29 protein-coding genes, 1 other RNA gene and 1 pseudogene are annotated in these 23,438 nt (G+C 62.5%); 12 read left to right on the top strand and 19 right to left on the bottom strand.

The features are described from left to right. The first annotated feature begins 113 nt into the window (after positions 1–113). Positions 114–293 (top strand): hypothetical protein, encoded by a 180-nt coding sequence (locus tag ACZ5YV_RS01075; RefSeq protein WP_464788201.1) that lies wholly within the window; start codon positions 114–116, stop codon positions 291–293. 4 nt (positions 294–297) lie between these two features. Further along, positions 298–1,290: a TerC family protein gene (locus tag ACZ5YV_RS01070; RefSeq protein ID WP_464788200.1), complete on the top strand. Its 993-nt coding sequence runs from the start codon at positions 298–300 to the stop codon at positions 1,288–1,290. Between the two features lie 95 nt (positions 1,291–1,385). Here ACZ5YV_RS01070 and rplS read toward each other — a convergent pair whose 3' ends face one another. From rplS to ffh, 6 genes and pseudogenes are all read right to left on the bottom strand, one after another. Beyond that, positions 1,386–1,754 (bottom strand): 50S ribosomal protein L19, encoded by a 369-nt coding sequence (gene rplS / locus ACZ5YV_RS01065; RefSeq protein WP_449471260.1) that lies wholly within the window; start codon positions 1,752–1,754, stop codon positions 1,386–1,388. Positions 1,755–1,766: 12 nt separating this feature from the next. Continuing rightward, positions 1,767–2,498 carry a tRNA (guanosine(37)-N1)-methyltransferase TrmD gene (gene trmD, locus ACZ5YV_RS01060; protein ID WP_464788199.1) on the bottom strand — a complete coding sequence of 244 codons (732 nt, stop codon included), beginning with the start codon at positions 2,496–2,498 and terminating at the stop codon, positions 1,767–1,769. After that, a complete protein-coding gene (locus tag ACZ5YV_RS01055) occupies positions 2,495–2,767 on the bottom strand; it encodes a hypothetical protein (RefSeq protein WP_464788198.1) in 273 nt (90 codons plus the stop codon). The genes trmD and ACZ5YV_RS01055 overlap by 4 nt, the downstream gene beginning before the upstream one ends. 13 nt (positions 2,768–2,780) lie before the next feature. Next, positions 2,781–3,245 (bottom strand): annotated as a pseudogene (gene rimM, locus ACZ5YV_RS01050) (ribosome maturation factor RimM); the annotation flags it as partial. A 147-nt stretch (positions 3,246–3,392) separates the two neighbouring features. After that, the gene (gene rpsP, locus ACZ5YV_RS01045; RefSeq protein WP_449471253.1) at positions 3,393–3,878 is read right to left on the bottom strand and encodes a 30S ribosomal protein S16; all 486 of its coding nucleotides are present in this window, start codon (positions 3,876–3,878) and stop codon (positions 3,393–3,395) included. Between the two features lie 104 nt (positions 3,879–3,982). Beyond that, a complete protein-coding gene (ffh, locus tag ACZ5YV_RS01040) occupies positions 3,983–5,455 on the bottom strand; it encodes a signal recognition particle protein (protein WP_464788197.1) in 1,473 nt (490 codons plus the stop codon). Positions 5,456–5,800: 345 nt separating this feature from the next. Here ffh and dapF point away from each other — a divergent pair, with 345 nt between their 5' ends. The 4 genes from dapF (at position 5,801) to ispZ (ending at position 9,627) form a co-directional block, all read left to right on the top strand. Beyond that, on the top strand, positions 5,801–6,604 hold the full coding sequence (gene dapF, locus ACZ5YV_RS01035; protein ID WP_464789116.1) for a diaminopimelate epimerase: 804 nt from the start codon (positions 5,801–5,803) through the stop codon (positions 6,602–6,604). A gap of 3 nt (positions 6,605–6,607) precedes the next feature. Continuing rightward, positions 6,608–7,939, top strand: coding sequence for a tRNA (N(6)-L-threonylcarbamoyladenosine(37)-C(2))-methylthiotransferase MtaB (gene mtaB / locus ACZ5YV_RS01030; RefSeq protein WP_464788196.1), 1,332 nt, complete (start codon positions 6,608–6,610; stop codon positions 7,937–7,939). Next, a complete protein-coding gene (ftsY, locus tag ACZ5YV_RS01025) occupies positions 7,936–8,874 on the top strand; it encodes a signal recognition particle-docking protein FtsY (protein WP_464788195.1) in 939 nt (312 codons plus the stop codon). Before mtaB ends, ftsY begins: the two co-directional genes overlap by 4 nt. 105 nt (positions 8,875–8,979) lie before the next feature. Continuing rightward, complete coding sequence (gene ispZ, locus ACZ5YV_RS01020) at positions 8,980–9,627, top strand: septation protein IspZ (protein WP_464788194.1); 648 nt, start codon at positions 8,980–8,982, stop codon at positions 9,625–9,627. Positions 9,628–9,722: 95 nt separating this feature from the next. Here the strand turns inward: ispZ and ACZ5YV_RS01015 are convergent, their stop codons facing one another. After that, a complete protein-coding gene (locus ACZ5YV_RS01015) occupies positions 9,723–10,286 on the bottom strand; it encodes a urate hydroxylase PuuD (protein ID WP_464788193.1) in 564 nt (187 codons plus the stop codon). Between the two features lie 212 nt (positions 10,287–10,498). On the opposite strand from ACZ5YV_RS01015, the gene ACZ5YV_RS01010 reads away from it, so the two are divergent. Together ACZ5YV_RS01010 and ACZ5YV_RS01005 are read left to right on the top strand one after the other, a co-directional pair. Then, on the top strand, positions 10,499–11,110 hold the full coding sequence (locus ACZ5YV_RS01010) for a superoxide dismutase (RefSeq protein ID WP_464788192.1): 612 nt from the start codon (positions 10,499–10,501) through the stop codon (positions 11,108–11,110). Positions 11,111–11,240: 130 nt separating this feature from the next. Beyond that, on the top strand, positions 11,241–11,672 hold the full coding sequence (locus ACZ5YV_RS01005; RefSeq protein WP_464788191.1) for a hemerythrin domain-containing protein: 432 nt from the start codon (positions 11,241–11,243) through the stop codon (positions 11,670–11,672). Here ACZ5YV_RS01005 and ACZ5YV_RS01000 read toward each other — a convergent pair. From ACZ5YV_RS01000 to mscL, 11 genes are all read right to left on the bottom strand, one after another. Continuing rightward, on the bottom strand, positions 11,665–12,009 hold the full coding sequence (locus ACZ5YV_RS01000; RefSeq protein ID WP_464788190.1) for a (2Fe-2S) ferredoxin domain-containing protein: 345 nt from the start codon (positions 12,007–12,009) through the stop codon (positions 11,665–11,667). The genes ACZ5YV_RS01005 and ACZ5YV_RS01000 overlap by 8 nt on opposite strands. Beyond that, entirely contained in the window at positions 11,982–12,530 is a 549-nt protein-coding gene (locus ACZ5YV_RS00995) for a J domain-containing protein (RefSeq protein WP_464788189.1), read from the bottom strand. The genes ACZ5YV_RS01000 and ACZ5YV_RS00995 overlap by 28 nt, the downstream gene beginning before the upstream one ends. Before the next feature lie 99 nt (positions 12,531–12,629). Beyond that, an RNA gene (gene rnpB, locus ACZ5YV_RS00990) (RNase P RNA component class A) lies at positions 12,630–13,029 on the bottom strand. A 43-nt stretch (positions 13,030–13,072) separates the two neighbouring features. After that, a complete protein-coding gene (locus ACZ5YV_RS00985; RefSeq protein ID WP_464788188.1) occupies positions 13,073–13,771 on the bottom strand; it encodes an N-acetylmuramoyl-L-alanine amidase in 699 nt (232 codons plus the stop codon). A gap of 144 nt (positions 13,772–13,915) precedes the next feature. Then, positions 13,916–14,788, bottom strand: coding sequence for a CheR family methyltransferase (locus ACZ5YV_RS00980; RefSeq protein WP_464788187.1), 873 nt, complete (start codon positions 14,786–14,788; stop codon positions 13,916–13,918). Continuing rightward, positions 14,785–15,867 (bottom strand): chemotaxis protein CheB, encoded by a 1,083-nt coding sequence (locus ACZ5YV_RS00975; RefSeq protein WP_464788186.1) that lies wholly within the window; start codon positions 15,865–15,867, stop codon positions 14,785–14,787. Before ACZ5YV_RS00975 ends, ACZ5YV_RS00980 begins: the two co-directional genes overlap by 4 nt. Before the next feature lie 54 nt (positions 15,868–15,921). Beyond that, positions 15,922–16,287: a response regulator gene (locus ACZ5YV_RS00970; RefSeq protein ID WP_196225378.1), complete on the bottom strand. Its 366-nt coding sequence runs from the start codon at positions 16,285–16,287 to the stop codon at positions 15,922–15,924. A gap of 76 nt (positions 16,288–16,363) precedes the next feature. Next, complete coding sequence (locus ACZ5YV_RS00965) at positions 16,364–16,801, bottom strand: chemotaxis protein CheW (protein WP_464788185.1); 438 nt, start codon at positions 16,799–16,801, stop codon at positions 16,364–16,366. Positions 16,802–16,811: 10 nt separating this feature from the next. After that, positions 16,812–19,175, bottom strand: coding sequence for a chemotaxis protein CheA (locus ACZ5YV_RS00960; RefSeq protein WP_464788184.1), 2,364 nt, complete (start codon positions 19,173–19,175; stop codon positions 16,812–16,814). A gap of 139 nt (positions 19,176–19,314) precedes the next feature. Further along, entirely contained in the window at positions 19,315–19,590 is a 276-nt protein-coding gene (locus tag ACZ5YV_RS00955; RefSeq protein WP_464788183.1) for a hypothetical protein, read from the bottom strand. Between the two features lie 145 nt (positions 19,591–19,735). Beyond that, on the bottom strand, positions 19,736–20,164 hold the full coding sequence (gene mscL / locus ACZ5YV_RS00950; RefSeq protein ID WP_464788182.1) for a large conductance mechanosensitive channel protein MscL: 429 nt from the start codon (positions 20,162–20,164) through the stop codon (positions 19,736–19,738). A gap of 102 nt (positions 20,165–20,266) precedes the next feature. Here mscL and ACZ5YV_RS00945 point away from each other — a divergent pair, with 102 nt between their 5' ends. From ACZ5YV_RS00945 to ACZ5YV_RS00930, 4 genes are read left to right on the top strand one after another with little or no spacing between them, the layout of a single operon-like run. Beyond that, positions 20,267–20,872, top strand: a complete 606-nt coding sequence (locus ACZ5YV_RS00945) for a LemA family protein (protein ID WP_464788181.1) — start codon at positions 20,267–20,269, stop codon at positions 20,870–20,872. 9 nt (positions 20,873–20,881) lie between these two features. Continuing rightward, a complete protein-coding gene (locus ACZ5YV_RS00940) occupies positions 20,882–21,682 on the top strand; it encodes a TPM domain-containing protein (RefSeq protein WP_464788180.1) in 801 nt (266 codons plus the stop codon). Beyond that, positions 21,682–22,359 (top strand): TPM domain-containing protein, encoded by a 678-nt coding sequence (locus ACZ5YV_RS00935; protein ID WP_464788179.1) that lies wholly within the window; start codon positions 21,682–21,684, stop codon positions 22,357–22,359. The genes ACZ5YV_RS00940 and ACZ5YV_RS00935 overlap by 1 nt, the downstream gene beginning before the upstream one ends. After that, positions 22,356–22,901, top strand: a complete 546-nt coding sequence (locus ACZ5YV_RS00930; RefSeq protein ID WP_464788178.1) for an NUDIX hydrolase — start codon at positions 22,356–22,358, stop codon at positions 22,899–22,901. The genes ACZ5YV_RS00935 and ACZ5YV_RS00930 overlap by 4 nt, the downstream gene beginning before the upstream one ends. 3 nt (positions 22,902–22,904) lie before the next feature. Here the strand turns inward: ACZ5YV_RS00930 and ACZ5YV_RS00925 are convergent, their stop codons facing one another. Next, positions 22,905–23,363 (bottom strand): DUF6456 domain-containing protein, encoded by a 459-nt coding sequence (locus ACZ5YV_RS00925; RefSeq protein WP_464788177.1) that lies wholly within the window; start codon positions 23,361–23,363, stop codon positions 22,905–22,907. Between the last annotated feature and the right edge of the window lie 75 nt (positions 23,364–23,438).

Raw genomic sequence — 23,438 nt, 5'->3', positions numbered from 1 at the left:
TGCTTCTCCTTGGAAGCGACGTGATGTCGGACCGCATCGGGTGACACCGGTGCAGGCTCCTTATCCCTCCCTGTCATCCGATCGAGCGAAACGCACGAAAGAGGATGGCACATATGAAGCCGTTTACCTTTATTCTCCTGCTTCTGGCGCAGCGCGTCGATGACCAGCTGCGTATGGAGCGGCTGCGCTCAGCACCTGATCCCCGCCGCATCGAAAGACTGTTGCAGCGCAGGGAGCAGCTGAACGCCCGCCTGCGCCGGTCGATAGCGCGGCCCGCCTGGAACGGGAGCTGACGCCATGGATTTCCTATCGCTTGTCTGGCTCGGTACGCCACTCTGGATGTGGCTCGCTTTCCTTGGCATCGTGATCGCCCTGCTGGCGCTCGACCTCGGCGTCCTGCACCGGCGCGAACGCGAGATTGGCGTGCGCGAGAGCCTTACCCTTTCCGCCTTCTACATCCTTCTAGGCCTTGGGTTCGGTGCCTGGATATGGTGGCAGATGGGCGCGACGGCGGGCCTCAACTACGTCACCGGCTTTGTCGTCGAAAAAAGCCTGGCGATGGACAATGTCTTCGTCATCGCGATGATATTCACCTATTTCGGCATACCGCGTCTCTATCAGCATCGGGTGCTCTTCTGGGGCATATTGGGCGTCATCCTGTTACGCGCCGTGATGATCGGCTTCGGCGCGGCGGCGGTGCAGCAATGGGGTTGGCTGCTCTATTTCTTCGCCGCCTTCCTGATCGCGACCGGCATCAAGATGTGGATGACCGCGGAGAAGGACTATGACGTCGGCGCGTCGCCGGTGCTACGCTGGGTCAAGCGCCGCATGAGGGTGACCGACACTCTGCATGGTCGGCATTTCTGGGTGAGGCAGGCCGATCCCCAGACTGGACAGCGGGCTTTGTTCTTCACACCGCTGTTCCTGGCGCTGGTCATGATCGAATTCGTCGATGTGGTGTTCGCGGTCGATTCGGTGCCGGCGATCTTCGCGATCACCACGGACCCCTTCATCGTCTATACGTCCAACATCTTCGCGATCCTTGGCCTGCGCGCGCTCTATTTCGCCCTCGCCGCGATGGTGGAACGTTTCCACTACCTCAAATATGCGCTCAGCCTGCTGCTGATCTTCATCGGATCGAAGATATTTGTCGCCGACGCGCTGGGCCTGGCCAAAATCCCGCCGCCGGTTTCGCTGGCGGTGACCTTCGCCATTCTGGCAGGCGGCGTAGGCTGGTCATTGTGGAAGACGCGACCAGAAAAGGCGGCGCTTCCTGCCGAAGTCCAGTAGGATCTGGTCGGGTCAGTCGGACCCCAAAAGCAGACAGGCGGCGCTCTTTCGAGCGCCGCCTGTTCAACTTAGCGACCGTAAAGCCGCAAGGAGGATCAATCCTCGGTGCGGACGTCGCGGCGCTCGGCGATGCGAGCGCGCTTGCCGGTGCGGCCGCGCAGATAATAGAGCTTCGCACGACGCACGACGCCACGGCGGACGACGGTGATCGAATCGAGGTTCGGCGAGTAAAGCGGGAACACGCGCTCCACGCCTTCACCGAACGAAATCTTGCGCACGGTGAAGTTGCTGCCCATGCCCTTGTTCGAGCGGGCGATGCACACGCCTTCATAATTCTGGACGCGGCTGCGGTCACCTTCGATGACCTTCACACCGACGCGCAGCGTGTCGCCGGGGCGGAATTCCGGGATATCCTTGGCGAGGGCCGCGATATTTTCGGCCTCGATCTGCTGGATCAAGTTCATGTAACTCAAGTCCTACTTTTCGCGTTGCGCACCAGAGGGCGGCTGGTCCCGAACGCCAATATGACGTTCCCAAAGGTCCGGCCGCCTTAGCCGTGTGTCATCTTCCGCCCTTTGTTTCCGCCAGGCGGCGATTTTCGCATGATCCCCCGATCGCAACACTTCAGGGATCGTGCGCCCTTCCCACAAAGCGGGCCGGGTATAGTGCGGATATTCGAGAAGGCCGCTTTCGAAGCTCTCTTCATCCCCACTGGAAGCCGCGCCCATTACTCCGGGAAGCAGCCGAATGCAAGCATCGAGCAGCATCAGCGCGCCCATCTCGCCGCCGGACAGGATGATGTCGCCCATGCTGATCTGCTCAACTGGCCGAGCTTCGAAAATCCGCTCGTCAAAGCCCTCGAACCGCCCGCACAATATCGTCGCGCCCGGACCCGCCGCCAGTTCGCGCACGCGGGTCTGGGTGATCGGCTTGCCACGCGGCGTCATGGCGATCACCGGCAGATTCGGCCCCTGCTTCAGCGCATGATCGACAGCCAGCCCCAAGATGTCGGCGCGCAGCACCATCCCTGCGCCACCGCCCGCAGGCGTATCATCGACGGTGCGGTGCTTGTCGGTCGCAAAATCCCGGATATGGATCGGATCGCACGACCATTTTCCTTCCGCCAGAGCGCGCCCGGCCAGCGACACACCCAACGGTCCCGGAAACATCTCCGGATAAAGCGTCAATATTTGCGTCCGAAAACTCACGCCTTGCGCTTGCGCAGCCACGCCGCGGACATGCCCCCCAGCAACGACACGATGCCGCCTGCCATCAGGGCGATGCCGATCGCACGCAACAGATCGGCAAAGGGCCGCTCCGGGTTCATCAGGGCAGGCAAAAGAAACAGCAAGGGAATAGGGATGACCAGCGCCACCGCCGCGCCGATCTTCAACGCGCGCTTCCATGGCATGGTGAACAGGCGCCACCCTGCGGCGATCATCATCAGCAGATAGAGGGCGGTAAGGATTTGGGGCATCAGCGACCGCCGATCAAGCCGCAAAGGCCGCTTCGATCACGGCCCGTCCGTCCGAGATCGTGACCGCATGCATCGGCGCCATGAAGCGTTTGCCGTTGGGCCGTTCGACCTCGATGATATCGCCAGCGCCGAAATTCTCGATCGCGACGATATTGCCCAGCCCCTCACTCTCGCTGGAGAAACAGGGCAGGCCGATGAGGTCGGCATGATAATATTCGCCCTCCTCCAGCGGAGGCAGGGCAGATCGGGGAACGGTGAGTTCCGTCCCGCGCAGGGCTTCGGCCGCACTTCGGTCATTGACCTCGGCGAAACGCGCAACCGCGCCATTGGAACCGGCGCGCACCGACTTCAACGTCAGCTTGGCACCCGCAGCGTCGAAGCTCTTGTAGGATTTGAGCGTTTCCACGCCTTCCCCGAAGAGCTTCAGACGAACCTCGCCCGCCACCCCATGCGCGCCGATGATGACGGCGAGCGTAAGGGCGCGCGAAGAGGCTAGCCCCTCCCCTTCAGGTTCAACCGAGTCACGTGCCTCGGTTGAAGGGTTGGGCTGGGGGGTGCCGGGTGCGGAGCCATTGCCAGCCCCCACCCCCGGCCCCTCCCCTGAAGGGGAGGGGTGATTACCCATTTAGCCTTCAGCCTGTTCTTCAGAAGCGGCTTCGGGAGCAGCTTCTTCAGCGGCAGGCGCTTCTTCGACAGCCGGAGCTTCTTCAACCGCAGGAGCGGCGGCGGCCTCAGCGGCAGCAGCCTTGGCGGCTTCGGCAGCTTCAGCGGCTTCCGCAGCCTTCGTGGCGCGATCTTCGGCGCGATCCTTGGCCTTCTGGCCCGGCTCAGCCTTCTTCGGGTTGCTGCGAGCAGCGCGCTCCTTCACGCCAGCGGCGTCCAGGAAGCGGGCAACGCGGTCGGTCGGCTGCGCGCCAGCGGCAACCCAGTGCTTCGCACGCTCAACGTCGATCACGACGCGCTTCTCGTCGCCCTTGGGCAGGACGGGGTTGTAGCTGCCGATGCGCTCGATGAACTTGCCGTCACGCGGGGCGCGGCTGTCAGCCACGACGATGCGGTAATAAGGACGCTTCTTGGAACCACCGCGCGAAAGACGAATGGACGTTGCCATGCTGTTTTTGACCTTTCTACTCTAATCTATTTAGCTTCAATTCGTCATCCCAGCGAAGGCTGGGATCTTGTGCCTGAGATCCCAGCCTTCGCTGGGATGACGGGCTATTTCTTCATGAAATTCTGAAACCCCGGCGGCAGGTTGGGCATATTGCCCCCGCCCCCAAGGCCACCCAATCCACCAAGACCGCCAAGGTCCGGCGCGCCACCCGCGCCGCCCATCAGCTTGTCCATGCCACCGCCGGTGAACATCTTGGCAAGGCCCTTCAATCCGCCCATCTTGCGGATTTTCTTCATCGCCGTTTCCATCTCCTGATGCATTTTCAGGAGCTTGTTGACTTCCTGCACGGTGCGGCCGGAGCCCTTGGCGATGCGAATCTTGCGCTTGGCGTTGATCAGGGCGGGCTTTTCCCGCTCCTTGAGCGTCATGGACCCGATCATCGCGTCGAGATGAATCAGCGTCTTGTCGTTGGCGCCGCTTGCCGCCATCGCCGCCTGCGCCTTCTTGAGGCCCGGCAGCATGCCCGCCAGCGCGCCAAGGCCGCCCATGCGCCGCATCTGATTAAGCTGGCTGCGCAGGTCGTTCATGTCGAACTGACCCTTCGCCATCTTCTTGGCGAGCTTATCCGCTTCCTCGGCGTCGATGCTCTCAGCCGCGCGCTCGACCAGCGACACGACATCGCCCATGCCAAGAATGCGCTGCGCCACACGCGCGGGATGGAAAGGCTCGATCGCGTCGAGCTTTTCGCCCGTGCCCGCAAATTTGATCGGACGACCCGTCACTGCGCGCATCGACAGCGCCGCACCACCGCGCGCATCGCCGTCCATACGGGTCAGCACCACGCCGGTCAGCGGCACCTGTTGGGTAAAGCTGGTCGCGACATTCACCGCGTCCTGTCCGGTCAGCGAATCGACCACCAGCAGGATTTCCGCCGGGTTCGAGACGTCGGCCACCGCCTTCATCTCGTCCATCAGCGCCTGATCGACGTGCAGACGGCCCGCCGTGTCGAGCATTACCACGTCGAAGCCCTGAAGCTTCGCCGCCTGCAACGCGCGCTTGGCGATATCGACCGGCTGCTGGCCCGCCACGATCGGCAGGGTGGCGACATCGGTCTGCGTGCCCAGCACCGCCAGCTGCTCCTGCGCAGCGGGGCGCTGGACGTCGAGCGACGCCATCAGCACCTTCTTGCGCTCTTTTTCCTTCAGGCGCTTGGCGATCTTGGCGGTGGAGGTGGTCTTGCCCGACCCCTGCAGGCCGACCATCATGATGACGGCGGGCGGGCTGACGTCGATCAGCAGGTCGGACGTTTCAGAACCGAGCGTCTCGGTCAGCGTGTCGGAGACGATCTTGACGACCATCTGCCCCGGCGTGACCGACCGCAGCACATCGCTGCCCACGGCCCGCTCGGTCGCCTGATCGACAAACTGGCGCACCACCGGCAGCGCGACGTCGGCCTCCAGCAGCGCGATTCGCACCTCGCGCATCGCGGCGCGGACATCGTCCTCCGTCAGCGCACCGCGCCCACGCAGCTTGTCGAATACCCCGCTCAGACGATCGCTTAGCGAATCGAACATCATCACCTCATTTGGGCCAAAAAGCCCGGAAAACTGCGCCACCCCGCCAAACGACAAAATCGCCGGCGGGCGAAACCTCGCCGGCCAGCGTCCATCCGGTGCTCCCTTGTGAGCGCCATGGATCTGTCAGGGTATCGAACGGCGAACCGCCCAAATTGCGATGTGCCCCTTAGCGGAACGGAGGGAGGGATGCAACCGCCCCCCCCTCCGTCATGCCAGCGAAGGCTGGCATCTCAGGACAAGTCGCGCGCGCTCGCCCGAGATCCCAGCTTCCGCTGGGATGACGAGGATCTGGGATGTCGGGATGCAGACTCGCCTTTTCCTCCCACACCCCCTACATGCGCGACCATTATGGGCCGATTTTCCAAAATGCACGGACTGGGCAATGACTTCGTCGTGATCGACGCGCGCGAGGATGCCGTCGAAATGACCGCCACACGCGCCCAAGCCATAGCCGACCGCCACGCAGGCATAGGCTGCGACCAACTGATCCTCATCGGCCAATCCGATCGCGCCGACGTGTCCATGCGCATCTTCAACAGCGACGGCGGCGAAGTCGAAGCCTGCGGCAATGCCACCCGCTGCGTGCCCCTGTTCGTGGGCCGCGACGTGCTGATCGAAACCAGGGCAGGACTGCTGGAAGCCAGGGCCATCAATGGCGGCGCTACCGTTGATATGGGCGCGCCCCGGCTCGACTGGGACGCAATCCCCCTCGCCTACGCGATGGACACGCTGACCATGCCGGTCAGCTGGGAAGACCTCCCCGCCCCCGCCGCCGTGAATGTCGGCAACCCGCATGTCGTCTTCTTCTGCAACGATATGAACGGTGTGAACTTCGACCGATTAGGCCCGCTGATCGAGACCGATCCGCTCTTTCCCGCCCGCGTCAATGTGAACTTCGCGCAGGTCATCGGCGACAATCATATCCGCCTGGTCGTGTGGGAACGCGGCGCTGGCCTCACCCGCGCCTGCGGCACCGGCGCCTGCGCAACAGCCGTCGCAGCCGTGCGCCGCAAGCTCGTCAGCGGCCCGACACGCGTGACCCTGCCCGGAGGCGACCTCGTCATCGATTGGCAGACCGGCGGTCCTATCATGATGACTGGTCCAGCCACTCACGTCTTCGATGGCGAGGCCGACTGGAACCACTTTTAGAGCATGAGCGGCCCGCAGATCATCACCCTCGGCTGCCGCCTGAACATCGCGGAGAGCGAAGCCATCCGCGAGATGGCGGGTGGGCAGGATGACCTGATCGTCGTCAACAGCTGCGCGGTAACCGCAGAAGCGGTACGTCAGACACGCCAAGCCATCCGCCGCGCCCGCCGCGAACGGCCAGAGGCGAGGATCATGGTAACGGGCTGCGCAGCGCAAACCGAGCCGGAAACCTTCGCCAAAATGGCGGAGGTCGACGCGGTGATAGGCAATCGCGAGAAACTCGACCCCTCCCACTACCCGTCATCCCAGCAAAAGCTGGGATCTCAGGCCCAACACCGTTCCCTCCCGCCCGAGACCCCAGCCTCCGCTGGGATGACGGATGTGTTTGGAGCAACGGAAAAAGTCCAGGTCTCCGACATCATGGCCGTCCGCGACACGGCGCCGCACATGGCCAGCGCCTTTGCCGAGCACGCCCGCGCCTTCCTCGAAGTGCAAAATGGCTGCGACCATCGCTGCACCTTCTGCATCATCCCCTATGGCCGGGGAAACAGCCGCTCCGTCCCCGCAGGCGCCGTCATCGACAAGGCGAGCGAGCTTGTGGAGGCAGGCTATCAGGAGATCGTGCTCACCGGCGTCGACGTCACCAGCTATGGCCCCGACCTCCCCGGATCACCCTCGCTCGGCCTGCTGGTCGAACGCATCCTGAAAGCCGTGCCCGCCCTGCCCCGCCTGCGCCTGTCCTCGATCGACAGCGTGGAGATTGACGATCGGCTCTTCGACCTCATCGCCCATGAGCCGCGCATGATGCCGCACCTCCATCTCTCGCTCCAGGCAGGCGACGACATGATCCTCAAGCGCATGAAGCGCCGCCACAGTCGCGCCGACGCCATCCGCATAGTTGAGCGCCTTAAAGCTGCCCGCCCCGCCATCAGCATCGGCGCGGACATCATCGCCGGTTTCCCGACCGAGGATGAGGCGATGTTCGAAAACAGCCTGAAGCTGGTCGAGAAATGCGCCATCGTCCACGGCCATATCTTCCCCTACTCCCCGCGCGCAGGCACACCCGCCGCCCGCATGCCCCAAGTCGATCGTGCTACGATAAAGGCCCGCGCCGCCCGCCTCCGCTCGGCCTGCGAAGCGCAGCGCCAGCAATGGCTGCAAAGCCTCATCGGCAGCCCCCAGTCCGTGCTGGTCGAGCGCAACGGTCTCTCGGGCCACGCGGAAAATTTCGCCCCGGTGCGCTTCGAAACGCCCCAATCCCCCTCTTGCATCACGTGGGCAACGATCACGGCGCTTGAGAATGGCGTGCTGATCGCGCAAGAGGCTCGGCAATGACTGAACCCGGCACCAGCTGGCGCGACCGCCTCTTCGGCGGCTTGAAGCGCACCTCCGACAAGCTCGGCGAAAACCTCACCGGCATCTTCACCAAGGCCGCTCTGGACGACCAAACGCTCGACGAGATCGAGGAAGCGCTGATCATCAGCGACCTTGGTCCCGCCATGGCCGCCCGCGTGCGTGACCGCCTGTCCGAAGGCCGTTACAATCGCGAACTGACAGAAGACTATCTGCGGGAGATCATCGCGGAGGAGATCGAGAAGGTTCTCGCCCCGGTCGCGCGTCCGCTGGAGATCGAAGCCTTCCCCCGCCCGCAAGTCATCCTCGTCATCGGCGTCAATGGCTCCGGCAAGACCACCACCATTGCCAAGCTCGCCAATAATTTCCTGGAGCAGGATTATGGCGTGATGCTGGCGGCGGGCGACACGTTCCGCGCTGCCGCGATCGGGCAGTTGAAGGTGTGGGCGGATCGCCTCGGCATCCCCATCGTCGCGGGCAAGGAAGGCGGCGACGCGGCGGGCATTGTATTCGACGCGGTCAAACAGGCAACCGCGACCGGCATTGACGTGCTGATCGTCGACACGGCGGGCCGCCTTCAGAACAAGACCGAGCTCATGGACGAACTCGCCAAAATCCGTCGCGTCCTTGGCCGGTTGAACCCGGCCGCACCCCATGACGTTGTGCTGGTGCTGGATGCCACCACGGGACAAAATGCGTTGAACCAGATCGAGGTTTTCAAGGAGGTCGCGCAAGTCACCGGCCTCGTCATGACGAAGCTGGACGGCACCGCGCGAGGCGGCGTGCTGGTCGCGGCGGCGGAGAAATATCGCCTGCCCATCCATGCTATCGGCGTCGGCGAAAAGATCGAGGATCTGCGCCCCTTCGATGCCGGGGACATGGCGCGCGCGATCGCAGGAACAGCCTATGCGCGGTAAATTCCCCGCCTCCCTCATCCCAGCGGAAGCTGGGATCCCATGCCTGTACGGCATAACCCAGCTTCATAAGATCCCAGCTTCCGCTGGGATGACGGACCATGCACAATGACTGACACCAAACCCACCCACGGCGGCAACCTGAGCCTAGCGCTCGACTTCGGCCCACTGCTCGCCTTCTTCCTGAGCTACAAGGGCGCGGGCTGGATTTGGGGTCCCGGCAATCCGATTACCGCGATGACCCTCAGCACGGCAGCCTTTATGGCAGCGATCGTCATCGCCGTGATCATTTCGAAGATAAAGCTTGGCCGCGTGTCGCCCATGCTGTGGCTGTCGGCGATGCTCGTGCTCTTTTTCGGCGGCCTCACCATCTATTTCCAGGATCAAAGCTTCATCCAGGTGAAGCCGACGATCATCTACAGCTTCTTCGCCCTGATGCTGTTCGGCGGACTGCTGCGGGGCAAGGCGCTGCTCAAATATCTGCTGCTAGCCGCCTATGACGGCCTCACTGACGAAGGCTGGCGCAAGCTGTCGCGCAACTGGGGCTTCTTCTTTGTCGCTATGGCGGTCGCCAATGAAGTGATGCGCCACTCGATGAGCTTCGACGCTTGGTTGGCGGTGAAAGTCTGGGGCGTCACCGTCGTCTCGCTGCTCTTCGCCCTCGCCAATATCCCGATGCTTACGCGCCACGGACTGACGCTAGGTAACAATATCGACAGCGAGGAAATCGGCGAAACCACCCCGCCGCAGGGGTGATGTAGGCCCCTTACACCACCGCACTCCTTCGCAGGAGCGCATCATATAAAGCGCAGGGCGGAGCCAGCCTCAACCAGCCCCGCCCGCGTCATAAATCAACCGCCGTTGAAGTTCACCATGCAGTAGAGCATCGGCAACGACAGCAAGGTGTTGATGCGCGAAAACATCATGGCCGTGGTCGCCGCCTTGGCCTTCACCGCATCCTCGGCAGGCACGATACCCAGCGCCTTTTTCTGGTTCGGCCAGATGATGAACCACACATTGAACGCCATCACCAGCGCCAGCCACATGCCCACGCCGATCAGCACGAAACCCTGCTGAAGTGTCAGCGCTTCCACCAGATAGGCACTGCGCCAGGCGATGGTTGCCCCGGTCAGCACGGTCAGCGCCGCGCCCCAGCGGAAGAAGAACAGGGCCGAAGGCGCGATGAACTTCGACACGCCCGGCTTCAGTTCGGCCGGAACCTTGGGCATGGTTGGGATCTGGACGAAGTTGAAATAATAAAGAAGGCCGATCCACACGATACCGAAGAACAGGTGGAGCCAGCGCAGGATCGCCTGCTCGGGAATCGTGTTTGCCGGAACCGAGAAAATCACCACGAGCGCAAACACCAGCCCCACGGCGAGCACCAGATGCAAATTACCGAAGAATTTTGCCATTGATCCGTCCCCTATTATCCGGCCGCTATTTGTGAACGGCCTGACCGATGATTCTATGTCATCGTTACGCTGCTGTCACATGGATATTTCCATGCAGCTAAACGAAAATATCCTGTTTTCCGCAGTGCAATAAGGCTGCTACGGGGCCGGGACCCTTTCGGTGGCATGCCCGTTATGCCGCCATCCATCCCAAGAACCCGAGGAGTTCCAATATGGCCTTTGTGCTGCCCAATCTGCCTTACCCCAAGGATGCCTTTGGCGACATTCTTTCGGTTGAAACCTTCGACTATCACCATGGCAAGCATCACAATGCCTATGTCGTGAAGGCGAATGAACTGGTCGCAGCCGATCCCACCCTGCAGGGCAAGTCGCTCGTTGAACTGATCAAGAGCAGCAAGGGGGCACTGTTCAATCAGGTCGGACAGATCTGGAACCACACATTCTATTGGCTGTCGCTGTCGCCGGAAAAGAAGCAGCCGACCGGCACGCTGCTCGCCCTCATCAACGAAGGCTTCGGCTCGGTTGATGCCCTGCTCGAAAAGCTGAAAGCGGAAGCCGTCGGCCATTTCGCCAGCGGTTGGGCCGCGCTGATCCTGAAGGACGGGAAGCTGGAAGTCACCAGCTATCATGACGCCGACACGCCGGTGGCGCACGGCCATACGCCGCTGCTGATCCTCGATGTCTGGGAACATGCCTATTATATCGACTATCGTAACCTGCGCCCCAACTATGCCGAGCGCCTGTTGAAGGACGCGATCGATTGGGATTTCGTGGCGCTGAATCTGGACGGTGAAGGCGCGAGCCGCGCTGACCAGCCGGGCTGATGCTTGTAACGCCGTCCGCCGCCTGGAAGTCGCGGCGGACGGCGCCTCCCTCGGTCAATATCCCCCGGAAAGAACGGATTATTAACGGCGCCGTGCGAAAAGCATCTTATCCTATGTTTGGAAATGGCCGATGGACCTGCATCAATTACAAAGCCAACATGACGCGCTTGACGTAGCCGCCGATGGATTTTTGCAGCTGATTTCCGATAATGCCACGCCTCGCCAGCTTGGCACCTTCCGCTGGCAGTTTGCCCGGCAATTAATGTCTCACCTCGCCCTGGAAGACAATATCTTCTATCCCGCGATGCAGCGGCAGGCGCATGCCCCCCTGCGGGAAACGGCAGCGCGGCTGCAAGCGGAAATGGCGCCGCTGGCGCTGGACTTCACCCACTATATGTCCCGATGGAGCGATGATCGCATTGCGCGCGAATGGCCCGAATTTTGCCGCGAAAGCCGCCAGATCATCGATGCCTTGCTCAACCGGATGCGCAAGGAAGAGAAGCTGCTGATGCCCCTGCTCGCCCAAGCGGGGCTGGAGCCACCGCTCAAACAGGCTAGCTGACCCTGCCAACGGCCGGGGCCAGACCCAAGCTTCGCGCGACTTCGTCCAGATCAACGCCCGGCCGGACCAGCAGCCAGTCCCGCGCCTGCGCGCCATTGACCACGGTCACCGCCCCCTTGGGACAAACACCGAGGCAATTCACCTCGATAACCCCCGCCGCCGCCTTGCGCCCTTTCTTCAGCGACAACCGCCTCCGTAGCGCCTTGGCGAGCCGCTCGTCCCCATCGGGACCAAATCCCCCATCCAGCTTCTTCGAACATTTGCGGCAGACCAGCACCGCATTCCGCCAGTTGGACCGGACATGATCCTTCAATCCACCGTCTCCCGCGGCTTCCACGTTCGCCGTTCCTCCGCCGACCGCAGCACTTCATAGGCGGCCTGAATCGTCTGGAAACGGACGGCGGCGTCCACGTCGCCCGGCTTCACGTCGGGGTGATATTCCTTGGCCAGACGCCGCCAGCTCTTCTTCACCGCCTCGAAATCGGCATCGTCCTCCAGCTCCAGCGCTTTCAGAGCGTGCAACTCGTCCCGCGACCGGCTGCCGTCACCCGGGCCGCCCCAGCCATGATAGGCGCTGCCTTGATAGCCGCCTGCATCGCGGCGCTCGGCGCGCTCGCGCTGCTCCCGCTCTTCCTTGTCCAGCCCCTGAAAATAGTCCCAGTTGCGGTTATACTCACCCGCATGGTCAGAACAGAAATACCAGCGTTCCGGGCTGTTGGGCGACTTGGGCGCGGGGCAGTTGCCCGGCTGGTCACAGCCATATCGATCGCACATGCGCACCTGTTGCGCCTCACGCGATGCGCCATAGCTGCGCCAGCGGGGAAAGCCCCAGTCATTTGATCGGCTGCTTCGTGCCATCGGTCCCAATTAGGTAAGCCGCAGGCAGAACGCCACCCCGGCGGTTCATGAAATTACTGCTATCTCCATCCTCCCCGCGCGAAGCGGGGGGAGGATTCTAATGCCAGAGGGCCTGTAAGCCGGGTCCTGTCCACCATGTCACCATGGATGGGCGGCCATTCCTCTAGGAGACGGATTGCTCCGTCCCTCAAGCAACCAACCCGGGCGGTCTCAGCCGAAACTGGCCTAGCGGTTCATCCTTGCAGACTGGCCGCGCGCCGCCCCTATTCGGTCTTGCTCCCGGTGGGGTTTACCGTGCCGCCTTCCGTTGCCGGAGACGCGGTGCGCTCTTACCGCACCCTTTCAATTTCGCGGGGCCGAAACCTTCGCGACCTGCTTTCTGTTGCACTGTCCCTTGGATCACTCCAGCCGGCCGTTAGCCGGCACCGTCATTTCGTGGAGCCCGGACTTTCCTCGCCGTGGAAGTTACCCGCCACGCCGCGGCCGCCCGGCCCTCTGGCAAGGCGGGCCATACACGGACTCCGCGCGCCCGTCATCCCCGCTTATTCATCGCCCCTCGGCTTTGGCAGCAACAATGCGAGCAGGATCGCGCGGCATTCGCCATCGATCACCCCGTCGATCAATTCCGGCCGGAAGCGCCGCTGGAACGCGATCACTGCCGCATCAGGCTCGGCAATATCATAGCCAAAGCGCTCCAGCGCCAGCAGGAAAGCGCTGTCGGACCAAAGCGGGTCCATCAGGTTGCGGGTGGGACGCGGCAACGCCAGACGCAACCGGGCCAGTCGCCACCAGGGGAAAAGCTCGCCCGGGTCCTGTTTGCGCGCCGGGGCGACGTCGCTATGCCCGACGATATTGCCGCGCGTGATGCCGTGACGTTGCACGATGTCATGCATCAGCGGGACGAGTGCCTCAATCTGCGCGTCGGGAAAGGGGCGATAACCCCATTCATGCCCAGGATTGACGATTTCGATCCCGATACTCGCCGAATTGACGTCATCCGTGCCGCGCCAGTGGGACCGGCCCGCATGCCAGGCCCGTCTGGCTTCATCGACCATTCGGACGATCTTACCCTCTTCGGTGACGACATAATGCGCGGAAACCTTGGATTCCGGACTGGCCATCCAGTTGATCGCGCTCTGGGCGTCCGGCATGCCGGTATAATGCAGCACCAGCATGGATATGGGCAGCTTGCGGTCGTCGAAATTGGGCGACGGCGTTTCGATCATTGGAATGTCGCTCATCGGAAACCCGCAACCATCATCTGTCCTCGCCGCGCCGCATCAGGACGGGCAACTGCCGCAGACAATGGCCGAGAGCGAATGGCCGATCAAGCGCAAGCATTTCCCCGATCCAGTATCGGGAACGGGATGTGCGCGAAATCCTGGTCAGATGGCGCGACGAAGGGCCTCGTCGCTGTTCCGCGCCGTTTCCAGCCGCCGCGCATATCCCCCGCGAAATTCGGGATGGGGAATGAAATCTTCGCTATGGCCGATCACGGTCTCACCCGCCCCCAGCAACAACACCGACTTTTCCTGGCTATGGCGCGTCAGAAGGCGGAATACCTCCTGCCGTCGTTCCGCTGTGAAATAAAGCAGCACATTGCGGCAAAGGAGCAGGTCATATTCACCCGATGGGGCCTTCGCATCGAACAGATTGTCCGTCCGGAAATCGATCATCCGGCGCAGTTCCGGGCTGGCGCGCCAGTTGTCCCCAACGGGTTCGAACCATTTGATCAGGTCCCCGACGGCGAGACCGCGCTGAACGTCCATCTGCGAAAAGACGCCGCTGCGCGCCTGTTCAATAGCGGCGGTCGAAATGTCCGTCGCCAATATTTCGATGCGCCAGCCACGCCAGCGGGCGATGTCGTTGCGCAATTGAATCGCTAGGGAATAGACTTCCTGACCCGTGGAGCAGCCCGCGCTCCAGATCCGCAGCATCCGGTCCCGCCGATCCGCATAAAAGGAGGGCAGGATATGCCGGTGGATCATGTCGAAGATCTGGAGATCACGGAAAAAGCTGCTTTCGTTGTTGAGCAGCGCGTTGATCACCTCATCTTCCAGCCGGGGATCACGATTGCCCAGCAGACGGGCGGCCAGTTCGTCCATGTCGGCAAGACCATGGGTGCGCATGACCGGCTTCAGCGCCGTTTCCATCCGCCATGCGCGGCTTTCCGACAATATCTGCCCGGTGCGCGCCTCCAGCAGAGCCGAAAAGATGCGGGCGGCGCCGCTCGAGGATGAATCGGTCGAAAGGGTCAATGTGTCAAACCTCTGCTCTTTCCGCGCCGCGCGACAAAATCCATGATGGCATAGGGGTCCAGCAACGCGCAGCTGAGTCCAGCCGCTGTCACCGATCCCGGCATGCCCCAAACGACGCTGCTCGTTTCATTCTGCGCTACGATCCAACCGCCCGCGGCAACGATGTCATGTCCGCCGACCGTGCCGTCACGGCCCATCCCGGTCAGGACGACGCCTGCCGCGCCCGCCCCATAGGCTTCGGCCATGGTAGTGAACATCGGATCGACGCCGGGCAGGTTTCCCGCAGGCGTGCGCTGGGGATTCAACGTGACCATCACCCGCCCATACAGCCCCCGGCGGACCTGCAAATTGGCGTCGCCGGGCGCGACATAGATGGTGTCGGGCACCAGCATTTCGCCCTGTTCGCCAACCTTCACCCGCAGGCTGGTCATCCGGGCGAGTTGCTGGACGAAATAGGATGTGAAGCTGACCGGCAAATGCTGGGTCAGCAGGATCGGCACGCCCAGCGGCTCGGTCATACCGGCGAACAACTGGCCCAGCGCGTGGATACCGCCTGTCGAAGCGCCGATGCCCAGACAGGCAAGCGGGGCGGTCGCCTTGCTCGCGGCCATCACGACCGGCTGCGCTTCCCCCCCTTGTTGCGTGTTTGTGCCGAACAGGCGCGACAACCGATCGATCAGCGATTGGGGAAACTGTTCACCAAAGCTGCCACTGCCGGGCTTTGCGAAAATGTCGCTTGCCCCCAGTGCCAGCGCCTCAACCGCGGCTCCGCTGCCTTCCTGGCAATTTCCGGAAAGGATGACCACCTTGCCGCTGGGATTCGCGCGAAGAAGGGCGGGAAGCGCCGACAATCCGCTCTGCCCCGGTAACTCGATGTCCAACAGGACCAGGTCGACCTCATGCGCAGCCAAATAACCCAACGCATGTTCGGCGCTATTGGTCTTGTGAACCACCGAAAATGCCGGATCACTATCCAGGATACGCGCGATCATTGTCCGCACGACGACGGAATCGTCGACAACCATCGTGCGGACCTGCGGTCTGCTCTGGCTGGCCAGGATAGGCGTGACGGCGGACATTGATGGGCTTTCTGGCGACAGGAAAGGACTGGGGCGAATCAGCGAATCAACGGTTCAGATGACGCCCACGATCGACAGCTTGCTTTCCAGTGTCTCGCGATCGAACGGCTTCATCACATATTCGTCGGCCCCCGCCTCCACGGCTGCCTTGATATGGCTGATGCCGTTTTCAGTGGTGCAGAAGATGATCTTCGGCCGAGCGGTTACCTTCGCGGTGGAAAGCGCCTGAAGAAATTCCATGCCGCTCATGACCGGCATGTTCCAGTCCAGCAGGACCACGTCCGGCGCTGCGGCTTCGCATTGGGTCAGTGCATCCTGCCCATCCACCGCTTCACTTACCGACAGATCAAGTGATTCCAGGATATGCCGTGCAACTTTGCGGATGACTTTCGAATCATCGACTACCAGACAGTTTTTCATGAAGCGTCCCTTGGATTTTTCCCGTGCAGGAAAGATTAGCCACCAAAGCCGAGTAATTCGTAAACGAGCCGGGAATTTATGCGGCCTGTGCCAGCAGGCCGGTTTCGATGAAACTTGCCAGCGAAACCAGCAGGTGCGGATGCCCATCCTGTTCGACGATCGCCCGTGCATAAGGTGCCCAGGCCTTGTCCAACTGCCCACGCAGCGGCAGGTCGCCTTCGGGCACCTGGCAAATATCATGCACCGCATCCACCATCAGGCCATAACTGTGCCCACTGATGTCGGCGATGATCGCCAGGCCCCGCCGATCCGGCGGCGTGGGCGCGCCATGGATCAGGGCGGGCACGTCGATGATCGTGAGCACGCGGCTGCGCAGGGCCGACAGCCCCGCCACATGCCCCAGCATGCCCGGCACGGGCGAAATGTCGGCCAGCTTCACGACCGCCTCGACCTCATTGGCGGCCACGGCGACGCGGGTGTCCGCCAATGTCGCCAGAAGGTAAAGCTGCTCCATAAAACCCTCCTTAGCGCCGGTTGCCAGTGATGGCCGCCATCAGGGCGTCCTGATCATAGCGGTAGATGCTGCCATCTTCTGGCCCTGCCGGTTTTGGTGACGCGCGCAGTTGAACGATGCGGCATCCCAATATCTCGGCCGCCTGCGTCAGGTCACGGTCAGAACAAAGAACCACGTCCGCCGGATCGACGGCCTCACCTTGGGGCAGGCCCAGAAGGACTTCATGGCCCGCCTGACGGAGCAAGGGCGCCAATATCTCACGCGTCCAGCCATCCTCACTGTCAGCAAGGACGCACCGTCCCCGAACGCGTCTTGCGAAGCCACTATCTGGCAGGGCGGCAAACAGTGCGAAGGGATTAAGGACCTCAAGATGTTCGCCATCGACCATGGCGACGCCGCTCAGCACGCCTTGCAGGGCGACCATGTCGGGCACGGCAGGCATTTCCACGATATCGAGAACAGCGGCGACCGGATAACAGGCTTCCTGATTGCCATCGCGTAGCCGCAGCGCCGAAACATGATCGGCAGTAAATTTATGCGCACCGTTGGCCACCGGCACCAGCCGTCCATCCAGCCGCACAAAGGCATGGGCGCCCGAACGGCCGAAGAGCGATGCCTCCACATCCTCTACCCGCTCGACCAGAGACAGCTTGATCAGCCGCCGTTCGCCCGACAGCTCCTCAAAGCGCAGGGCCGACACCATCTCGACCCGGACAGCGCCATCGTCATTGTCATCGGCCTGATCATTTGCCCGTTCATCCGCAACATTCGGCAGGCGCGCGGCATTGGCGAGGCCTGCCGCGTCTAGCAGCAGCATCGGCTTGCCATTGTCGGGCAGCGTCATGCCCGCATAGACGCCGGTCGCCATGACCAGCGGAGACGCGGGACGAATAACCAGTTCCTCATGATTATCGACAGCGGCGACACCCAGGGCGAAGGGAACGCCGGTCGCGGATCGCACCACCATGATTGCGCGCGGTCCCGGCTGGACGGACTTTTCCATCCCCAGCACATCTTCCAGATCGATCATCGAATGACGCACCGACCGGATCGTGGCGATCTTCGCGCCACCGACTTCGGCGACGTGCAGCGTCTCGTTATTATCGTGCAGTATCTCGACCACCGCCGCGCGCGGAATGGCGAAGTGCAGCCCGCCAGACCGGATGATGAGGCCCGGAATGATCGTCAGCGTCAACGGAACGCGCAGCACGATCCGCAATCCCCGTCCCAGCTCATTGTGCAGCGCGATGACGCCGCCGATCCGCTCCACATTGGCGCGAACCACGTCCATCCCGACCCCCCGGCCCGATATCGCGGTTACGTGGCTGGCGGTCGACAGCCCGGCATGGAAGATCAGCTCCAGCTTTTCCGCCTCGCTCATTCTGGCGGCGGCATCGCGGGTCAGCTTGCCTGCTGAGACTGCCTTTTCCACCAGGCGCCCGGTATCGATACCCTGCCCGTCGTCGCTGACTTCGATCACGATCTGGTTGCCCGACTGTCGCGCCTGCAACTTCAGCGTTCCGGCTTCCGGCTTGCCCAGCGCCTTGCGCCGCTCGGGCGTTTCGATGCCATGGTCGATGCTGTTCCGCACGATGTGGGTCAGTGGATCGACCACCATCTCCACCATCTCGCGATCCATTTCGACATCACCGCCCTCAAGGACCAGGTCTATCCTCTTGCCCAGTTCGCGGCCCAGGTCACGCACCATGCGCGGAATGGCGGTGAACAGCCGTTCCACGCGTTGCATCCGCGTCTTGGAAATGGCGTCCCGCATGTCGGCAACGCATGTGGAAAGCCGTTCGAAGCTGCTTTCCAGTTCGGGATCGCTCGATCGTTCGCGCAGCTTGCGGGACAGTTCATTGCGCGCCAGCACCATGTCCGACACGCCGTTCATCAACTGATCGATCAGCGACAGCGGCAATCGGATCGTCCGGGGCACCGCCTGCGCGCCACTCTGGCGCACGGCCTCAATCGCGGGAGCGACCTCTGCGGCCGCCGTTACTTCCTCGCGTGCGGCGAGGGCGCCAATCAGATAGTCGTCATTTTCATCCGGCAGCGCAGCGCCGATCGCCACCGCCTCGGCAAGTTCGGCGATCCGGTCCATAATGCCCAGCACAGCGCTGACCGTCGCCGGATCGGCGGTACGGTTTCCAGCGCGGATTTCCGACAGCACATCCTCGGCCGCATGGCTCAGCCGTTCAAATCGCGGCAGGTTCAAAAAGCCGCAGCTGCCCTTTACCGTATGGAAGAATCGGAAAATGGCGTCCAGCCGGTCGCGGTCGCTGGGGTCCGCCTCCCAGGCGACGACCTCGCCCGCCAGGGCTTCCAGCGTCTCCTGTGTCTCGGCTATGAATTCCTGAAGTAACTCGTCCATTCCCTTGGCCTTCACGGATGCGCGCGACGGCACCATGGGGACGGCGTGGTTAAAGGCTCGTTAAAGACGTTGAATAGCCAGCAAAAAGGGCGCCGCGATCATCATCGCGACGCCCTTTCCGGTTTGGAAAAGCGAAAGCTTAGTGATCCGCCTTCTTTTCGGCAGCATCTGCGGCCTTCTCGCCAGCTTCACGGGTCGCTTCAGCCTTGTTCTCCAAAGCGTCGGCGGCGTTCTCGGCAGCGTTTTCGGCATTGCCGGACAGGTTATCGGCCATCGCTTCCATATTATCGGCCTGGTTGTCGATGGCGTCCGCCTGATTCTCGTATGCGTTCTCGACCTTGTTTTCCTGCTTGGAATCGCACGCAGCAAGCGCGATCAAGCTGGCAAGGCCGAGGACTGAGACGATGGTTTTCACGGCGTGTTCTCCTGTTGCGCCCCCCTGGGGCTGACGTCATTCGGCAAGAATTCTGGCCTCGCAAAGCACCCAGAACTCTGACCGCGATCAACTGGTCGCACGGCAGATGGTTCCCGCCGCAGGCTCCTTTCGTCGCAGAAACGAATTATTTTTTCAGGTTGTCGCGGATTTCACGGAGCAGCAGCACTTCCTCCGGGGTCGCGACGGGTGCTTCATCGGGCTTGGGCATCAGCCTGTTCACGGCCCTCACCAGCAGAAAGATGATGAAGGCGAGGATAAGAAAATTGACCAGCACGGTCAGGAATTCGCCCCACCCCAACATGGCAACGCCTGCGCCCTTGAGGTCGGCATAGCTTTCCGGATTGCCCTTGAACCCGGCAGGTATGTCGCCAAGCCGGATGAAATAGCGGGAAAAGTCCGCCCCGCCGAACAGGTAGCCCACGACCGGCATGATCAGGTCATCGGTCAACGACTTGGTGATGGTGGCAAAGGCGCCGCCGATGATGACGCCGACGGCCAGGTCCATCACATTGCCACGGTTGATGAACGTCTTGAATTCGGAAATCAGTCCCATGTACGAACCCCTTGCCCTGATTACGTGTTTAACAGGATGAGCCGTTGCACCCGCTTCCACAACCACCTATTTCCGACATCGTAACAATGCCGAGGATGTTCCATGACGATCCTGCGCCGATTTTCTCCTGCCTTCCTTCTACCCTTGCTCACGGCGTTCGCGCTGTCGGCCTGCGGCATCAACAGCGTCCCCACTGCCGAAGAAGCGGCAAAAGCCAAATGGGCCGATGTCCAGGCGCAATATCAGCGTCGCTCAAACCTGATCGGCAACCTGGTCGCCACGGTGAAGGCAGCCGGAAAGCAGGAACAGGACACGTTGGTCAAGGTCACGGAGGCGCGCGCCAAGGCCACATCGGTGCAGGTCAACGCCGAGGATCTGTCCGACCCCGCCAAGGTTCAGCAGTTCCAGCAGGCACAGGCGCAACTGAGCCAGGGCCTCGGGCGACTCCTCGCGTCGGTTGAAGCGTACCCCGACCTCAAGACCAACCAGAATTTCCTCGACCTCCAGTCCCAGCTGGAAGGCACCGAGAACCGCATCGCGGTCGCCATTCGGGACTATAATGAGGCAGTCCGCGCCTATAATACGCGCATCCGCACCTTCCCCGACGCGATCGGTGCCAAGATCATTCATGGCGCCAAGCCGATGACCCCATTCCAGGCAACCACACCGGGAGCCGAAGAAGCGCCCAAGGTCGACTTCGGCAAGTAAGCGCCAGCGATGCTCCGCCGCCTGTTCCTGATCTTCGCGCTCCTGTCAGGGATGCTTGGCATGGCTCCGTCCGCCGGAGCCCAGAGCTTTCCGAAGTTCGACGACAAGGGCGTGGTGGATGCCGCCAACATCCTCGACCCCGCGCAGGAACAGGCGCTGAGCCAGAAGCTGATCGCGCAGAAGCAGGCGAGCGGGCGGGCGCTGGTGGTGGCGACCATTCCTGACCTTCAGGGCTACGACATATCGGACTATGGCTACCGCCTCGGCCGCGCCTGGGGGATCGGGGACAAGAATAACCAGGGCGTTTTGCTGATCATCGCACCCAATGAACGCAAGGTGAGAATCGAGGTCGGATATGGTGTCGAAGGCATACTGACGGACGCGCTGTCTTCGCAGATCATCCGCAACGCCATCACCCCCCGCTTCAAGGCTGGCGACATGGCGGGCGGCATCGATGCGGGCGTCGACCAGATCACGTCGCTGCTCTCCCTGCCCCCCGATCAGGCGAGAGCGCGCGCCGCGCAGGCGGAGGCCGAAGCCCGCCAGCAGGATAGCGGAGGCGGCGGCATCCTCGGCTTCTGGATCATGATGTTCTTTATCTTCTTCGTCCTGCTGCCGCTGCTGTCGCGAGCGCGGGGCGGCAAGCGCTATCGCCGTGGCGGCGGCGCGCCTGTCATCCTCTGGGGGCCGGGTATGGGCTCTGGATGGGGCTCTGGCGGCGGGGGCGGATCAAGCTGGGGTAGCGGCGGAGGCGGCGGTTTTTCCGGCGGTGGCAGCTTCGGGGGCGGTGGCGCCTCGGGGGGCTGGTGATGCAATTGCTGTTAAGCGAAGCCGACCACGACCTTGTTACCGCCGCCGTCAAGGAAGCGGAGACACACTCTTCCGGCGAAATCGTGACGATCGTCACCCGCCGTTCCGACAGCTATCATGATGTCGGCCTCAGTTGGGCGGTCGCGGCCATATTCCTAGCTTTGTCTTTCATGGCCGCATTCCCCGCGCAGCTGCGCGCCTTCCTATCCACTCTGCTGCTGGATTGGGAACATGAGCTTGCCGACTGGAAGCTCATCCTGGGCCTGACCGGCCTTCTCATCCTGAAGTTTCTCGTGGTGCGCTATCTGCTCGCCATCATGCCACTACGCATGCTGATGACGCCGCGCGCTACCAAGGCACGCCGGGTACGCCGCCGCGCGATCCTGCTTTTCCGCACCGCCGCCGAAGCGCGCACGCGCGGGCGCACGGGCGTCCTAATCTACCTGTCGCTTGACGAGCATCGCGCCGAGATCGTCGCCGACCGCGCCATCAACGAAAAAGTCGCGCCAGAGGCATGGGGCGAAGCCATGGCAGCACTGATCGATGCGATCCGGGCGGGCCAGCCCGGACAGGGCCTGGCAGAGGCCGTGCGTCAGGTCGGCACTGTCCTCGCGGCGCATTTCCCGCGCGAGCATGATGACATCAACGAATTGCCCGACAGGCTGATCGAATTATGAGTGAACAGGATATGGCCGCCCCGGAAGAAATCATGTGGGCTGGCCGCTTCATCACCGCCAAGCGTCGCGGCGGATGGGAATATGTCGGCCGGGCGCGCGGCATCCATGCCGCCGTTATCCTCGCCATCGACGAAGACGCAGACGGGCGGCGGCATGTGCTGCTGGTCGATCAATTCCGGGTTCCGCTCGGCCGCCGCTGCATCGAACTGCCAGCGGGCCTCGTCGGCGATGATGACGAAGGCGAGGCATCCGAACGCGCGGCCGCCCGCGAACTGGAAGAGGAAACCGGATACCGCGCCGGACGCATGCAGGCAGCTGGCGACTTTTACAGTTCGCCCGGCATGGTATCCGAAAGCTTCTGCCTTTTCCGCGCCTATGACCTGCAAAAGACGGGCGATGGCGGAGGCGTGGACGGGGAAGATATCCGCGTCCACCGCGTTCCGCTGGATCAATTGGCGGCGCAGATAGCCGTCTGGCGTACCGAGGGCTTTGCCATCGACGTCAAACTGCTGCTGCTCCTCGGTGCCGAGCTGAGCCGTTAAACGTCACGGCACTCGATACCAAGCGGCCACCCTCTCCAGCGCCAGCGTCAGGACCAACTTGCCCGCCCTGCTCGGCCATCCGAGCGCCCGCTCCGCCGCGACCAGCCCCTCGCCAGCGCAGGCTACCCGCCATAATATGTCGCTGAGCCCTGGTCCGGCGGCGGCGATAGCGGCATGGAAACGCTCCCGCGCCGACAGCTGAGCCATGCTGGGATCGGGCGCTCCTGAGCCACTCCTTGGGCCACCGATCGAAGGCGCCGCGTCCCATCGCATGGTAACGCGCGGCCCGAGCCCCGCCTTCTCCCAGTCAGCGCGCAACAATTCCCCCGCCCGGAAGCAACGCTCGCTCAGATGACCACGCGCATGCAGCCACGCCAGCGGCGATTCGCCGATATTCACCGCCACTGTCTGGACATGTCCTGCGGGGTCCTCGATCTTCTGCTCCACATATTGGCTTCGCATCGGCTTCCTCCTTATGCATGAATGATGCGAAGGGGCTTGCCACGACGAACCATTTGTAGGAAAGACTAAAAACCA

It is taken from the genome of Sphingobium sp. TomTYG46, from assembly GCF_055396345.1.
Note: the sequence above shows the minus strand (reverse complement) of the source record. Positions and strands in the feature narration are given on the sequence as shown.

Coding starts and splice junctions, on each gene's coding strand:
- ACZ5YV_RS01010 (WP_464788192.1), top strand. CDS start 10,499: ATGGCCTTTGTGCTGCCCAATCTGCCTTACCCCAAGGATGCCTTTGGC.
- ACZ5YV_RS00975 (WP_464788186.1), bottom strand. CDS start 15,867: ATGTCCGCCGTCACGCCTATCCTGGCCAGCCAGAGCAGACCGCAGGTC.
- ftsY (WP_464788195.1), top strand. CDS start 7,936: ATGACTGAACCCGGCACCAGCTGGCGCGACCGCCTCTTCGGCGGCTTG.
- ACZ5YV_RS01075 (WP_464788201.1), top strand. CDS start 114: ATGAAGCCGTTTACCTTTATTCTCCTGCTTCTGGCGCAGCGCGTCGAT.
- rplS (WP_449471260.1), bottom strand. CDS start 1,754: ATGAACTTGATCCAGCAGATCGAGGCCGAAAATATCGCGGCCCTCGCC.
- rpsP (WP_449471253.1), bottom strand. CDS start 3,878: ATGGCAACGTCCATTCGTCTTTCGCGCGGTGGTTCCAAGAAGCGTCCT.
- ispZ (WP_464788194.1), top strand. CDS start 8,980: ATGACTGACACCAAACCCACCCACGGCGGCAACCTGAGCCTAGCGCTC.
- ACZ5YV_RS00935 (WP_464788179.1), top strand. CDS start 21,682: ATGCAATTGCTGTTAAGCGAAGCCGACCACGACCTTGTTACCGCCGCC.
- ACZ5YV_RS01015 (WP_464788193.1), bottom strand. CDS start 10,286: ATGGCAAAATTCTTCGGTAATTTGCATCTGGTGCTCGCCGTGGGGCTG.
- ACZ5YV_RS00940 (WP_464788180.1), top strand. CDS start 20,882: ATGCTCCGCCGCCTGTTCCTGATCTTCGCGCTCCTGTCAGGGATGCTT.
- ACZ5YV_RS01005 (WP_464788191.1), top strand. CDS start 11,241: ATGGACCTGCATCAATTACAAAGCCAACATGACGCGCTTGACGTAGCC.
- ACZ5YV_RS00930 (WP_464788178.1), top strand. CDS start 22,356: ATGAGTGAACAGGATATGGCCGCCCCGGAAGAAATCATGTGGGCTGGC.
- ACZ5YV_RS00985 (WP_464788188.1), bottom strand. CDS start 13,771: ATGAGCGACATTCCAATGATCGAAACGCCGTCGCCCAATTTCGACGAC.
- ffh (WP_464788197.1), bottom strand. CDS start 5,455: ATGATGTTCGATTCGCTAAGCGATCGTCTGAGCGGGGTATTCGACAAG.
- ACZ5YV_RS00970 (WP_196225378.1), bottom strand. CDS start 16,287: ATGAAAAACTGTCTGGTAGTCGATGATTCGAAAGTCATCCGCAAAGTT.
- ACZ5YV_RS00945 (WP_464788181.1), top strand. CDS start 20,267: ATGACGATCCTGCGCCGATTTTCTCCTGCCTTCCTTCTACCCTTGCTC.
- ACZ5YV_RS00960 (WP_464788184.1), bottom strand. CDS start 19,175: ATGGACGAGTTACTTCAGGAATTCATAGCCGAGACACAGGAGACGCTG.
- ACZ5YV_RS01055 (WP_464788198.1), bottom strand. CDS start 2,767: ATGCCCCAAATCCTTACCGCCCTCTATCTGCTGATGATGATCGCCGCA.
- mtaB (WP_464788196.1), top strand. CDS start 6,608: ATGAGCGGCCCGCAGATCATCACCCTCGGCTGCCGCCTGAACATCGCG.
- ACZ5YV_RS00925 (WP_464788177.1), bottom strand. CDS start 23,363: ATGCGAAGCCAATATGTGGAGCAGAAGATCGAGGACCCCGCAGGACAT.
- ACZ5YV_RS00965 (WP_464788185.1), bottom strand. CDS start 16,801: ATGGAGCAGCTTTACCTTCTGGCGACATTGGCGGACACCCGCGTCGCC.
- ACZ5YV_RS01070 (WP_464788200.1), top strand. CDS start 298: ATGGATTTCCTATCGCTTGTCTGGCTCGGTACGCCACTCTGGATGTGG.
- mscL (WP_464788182.1), bottom strand. CDS start 20,164: ATGGGACTGATTTCCGAATTCAAGACGTTCATCAACCGTGGCAATGTG.
- ACZ5YV_RS00995 (WP_464788189.1), bottom strand. CDS start 12,530: ATGGCACGAAGCAGCCGATCAAATGACTGGGGCTTTCCCCGCTGGCGC.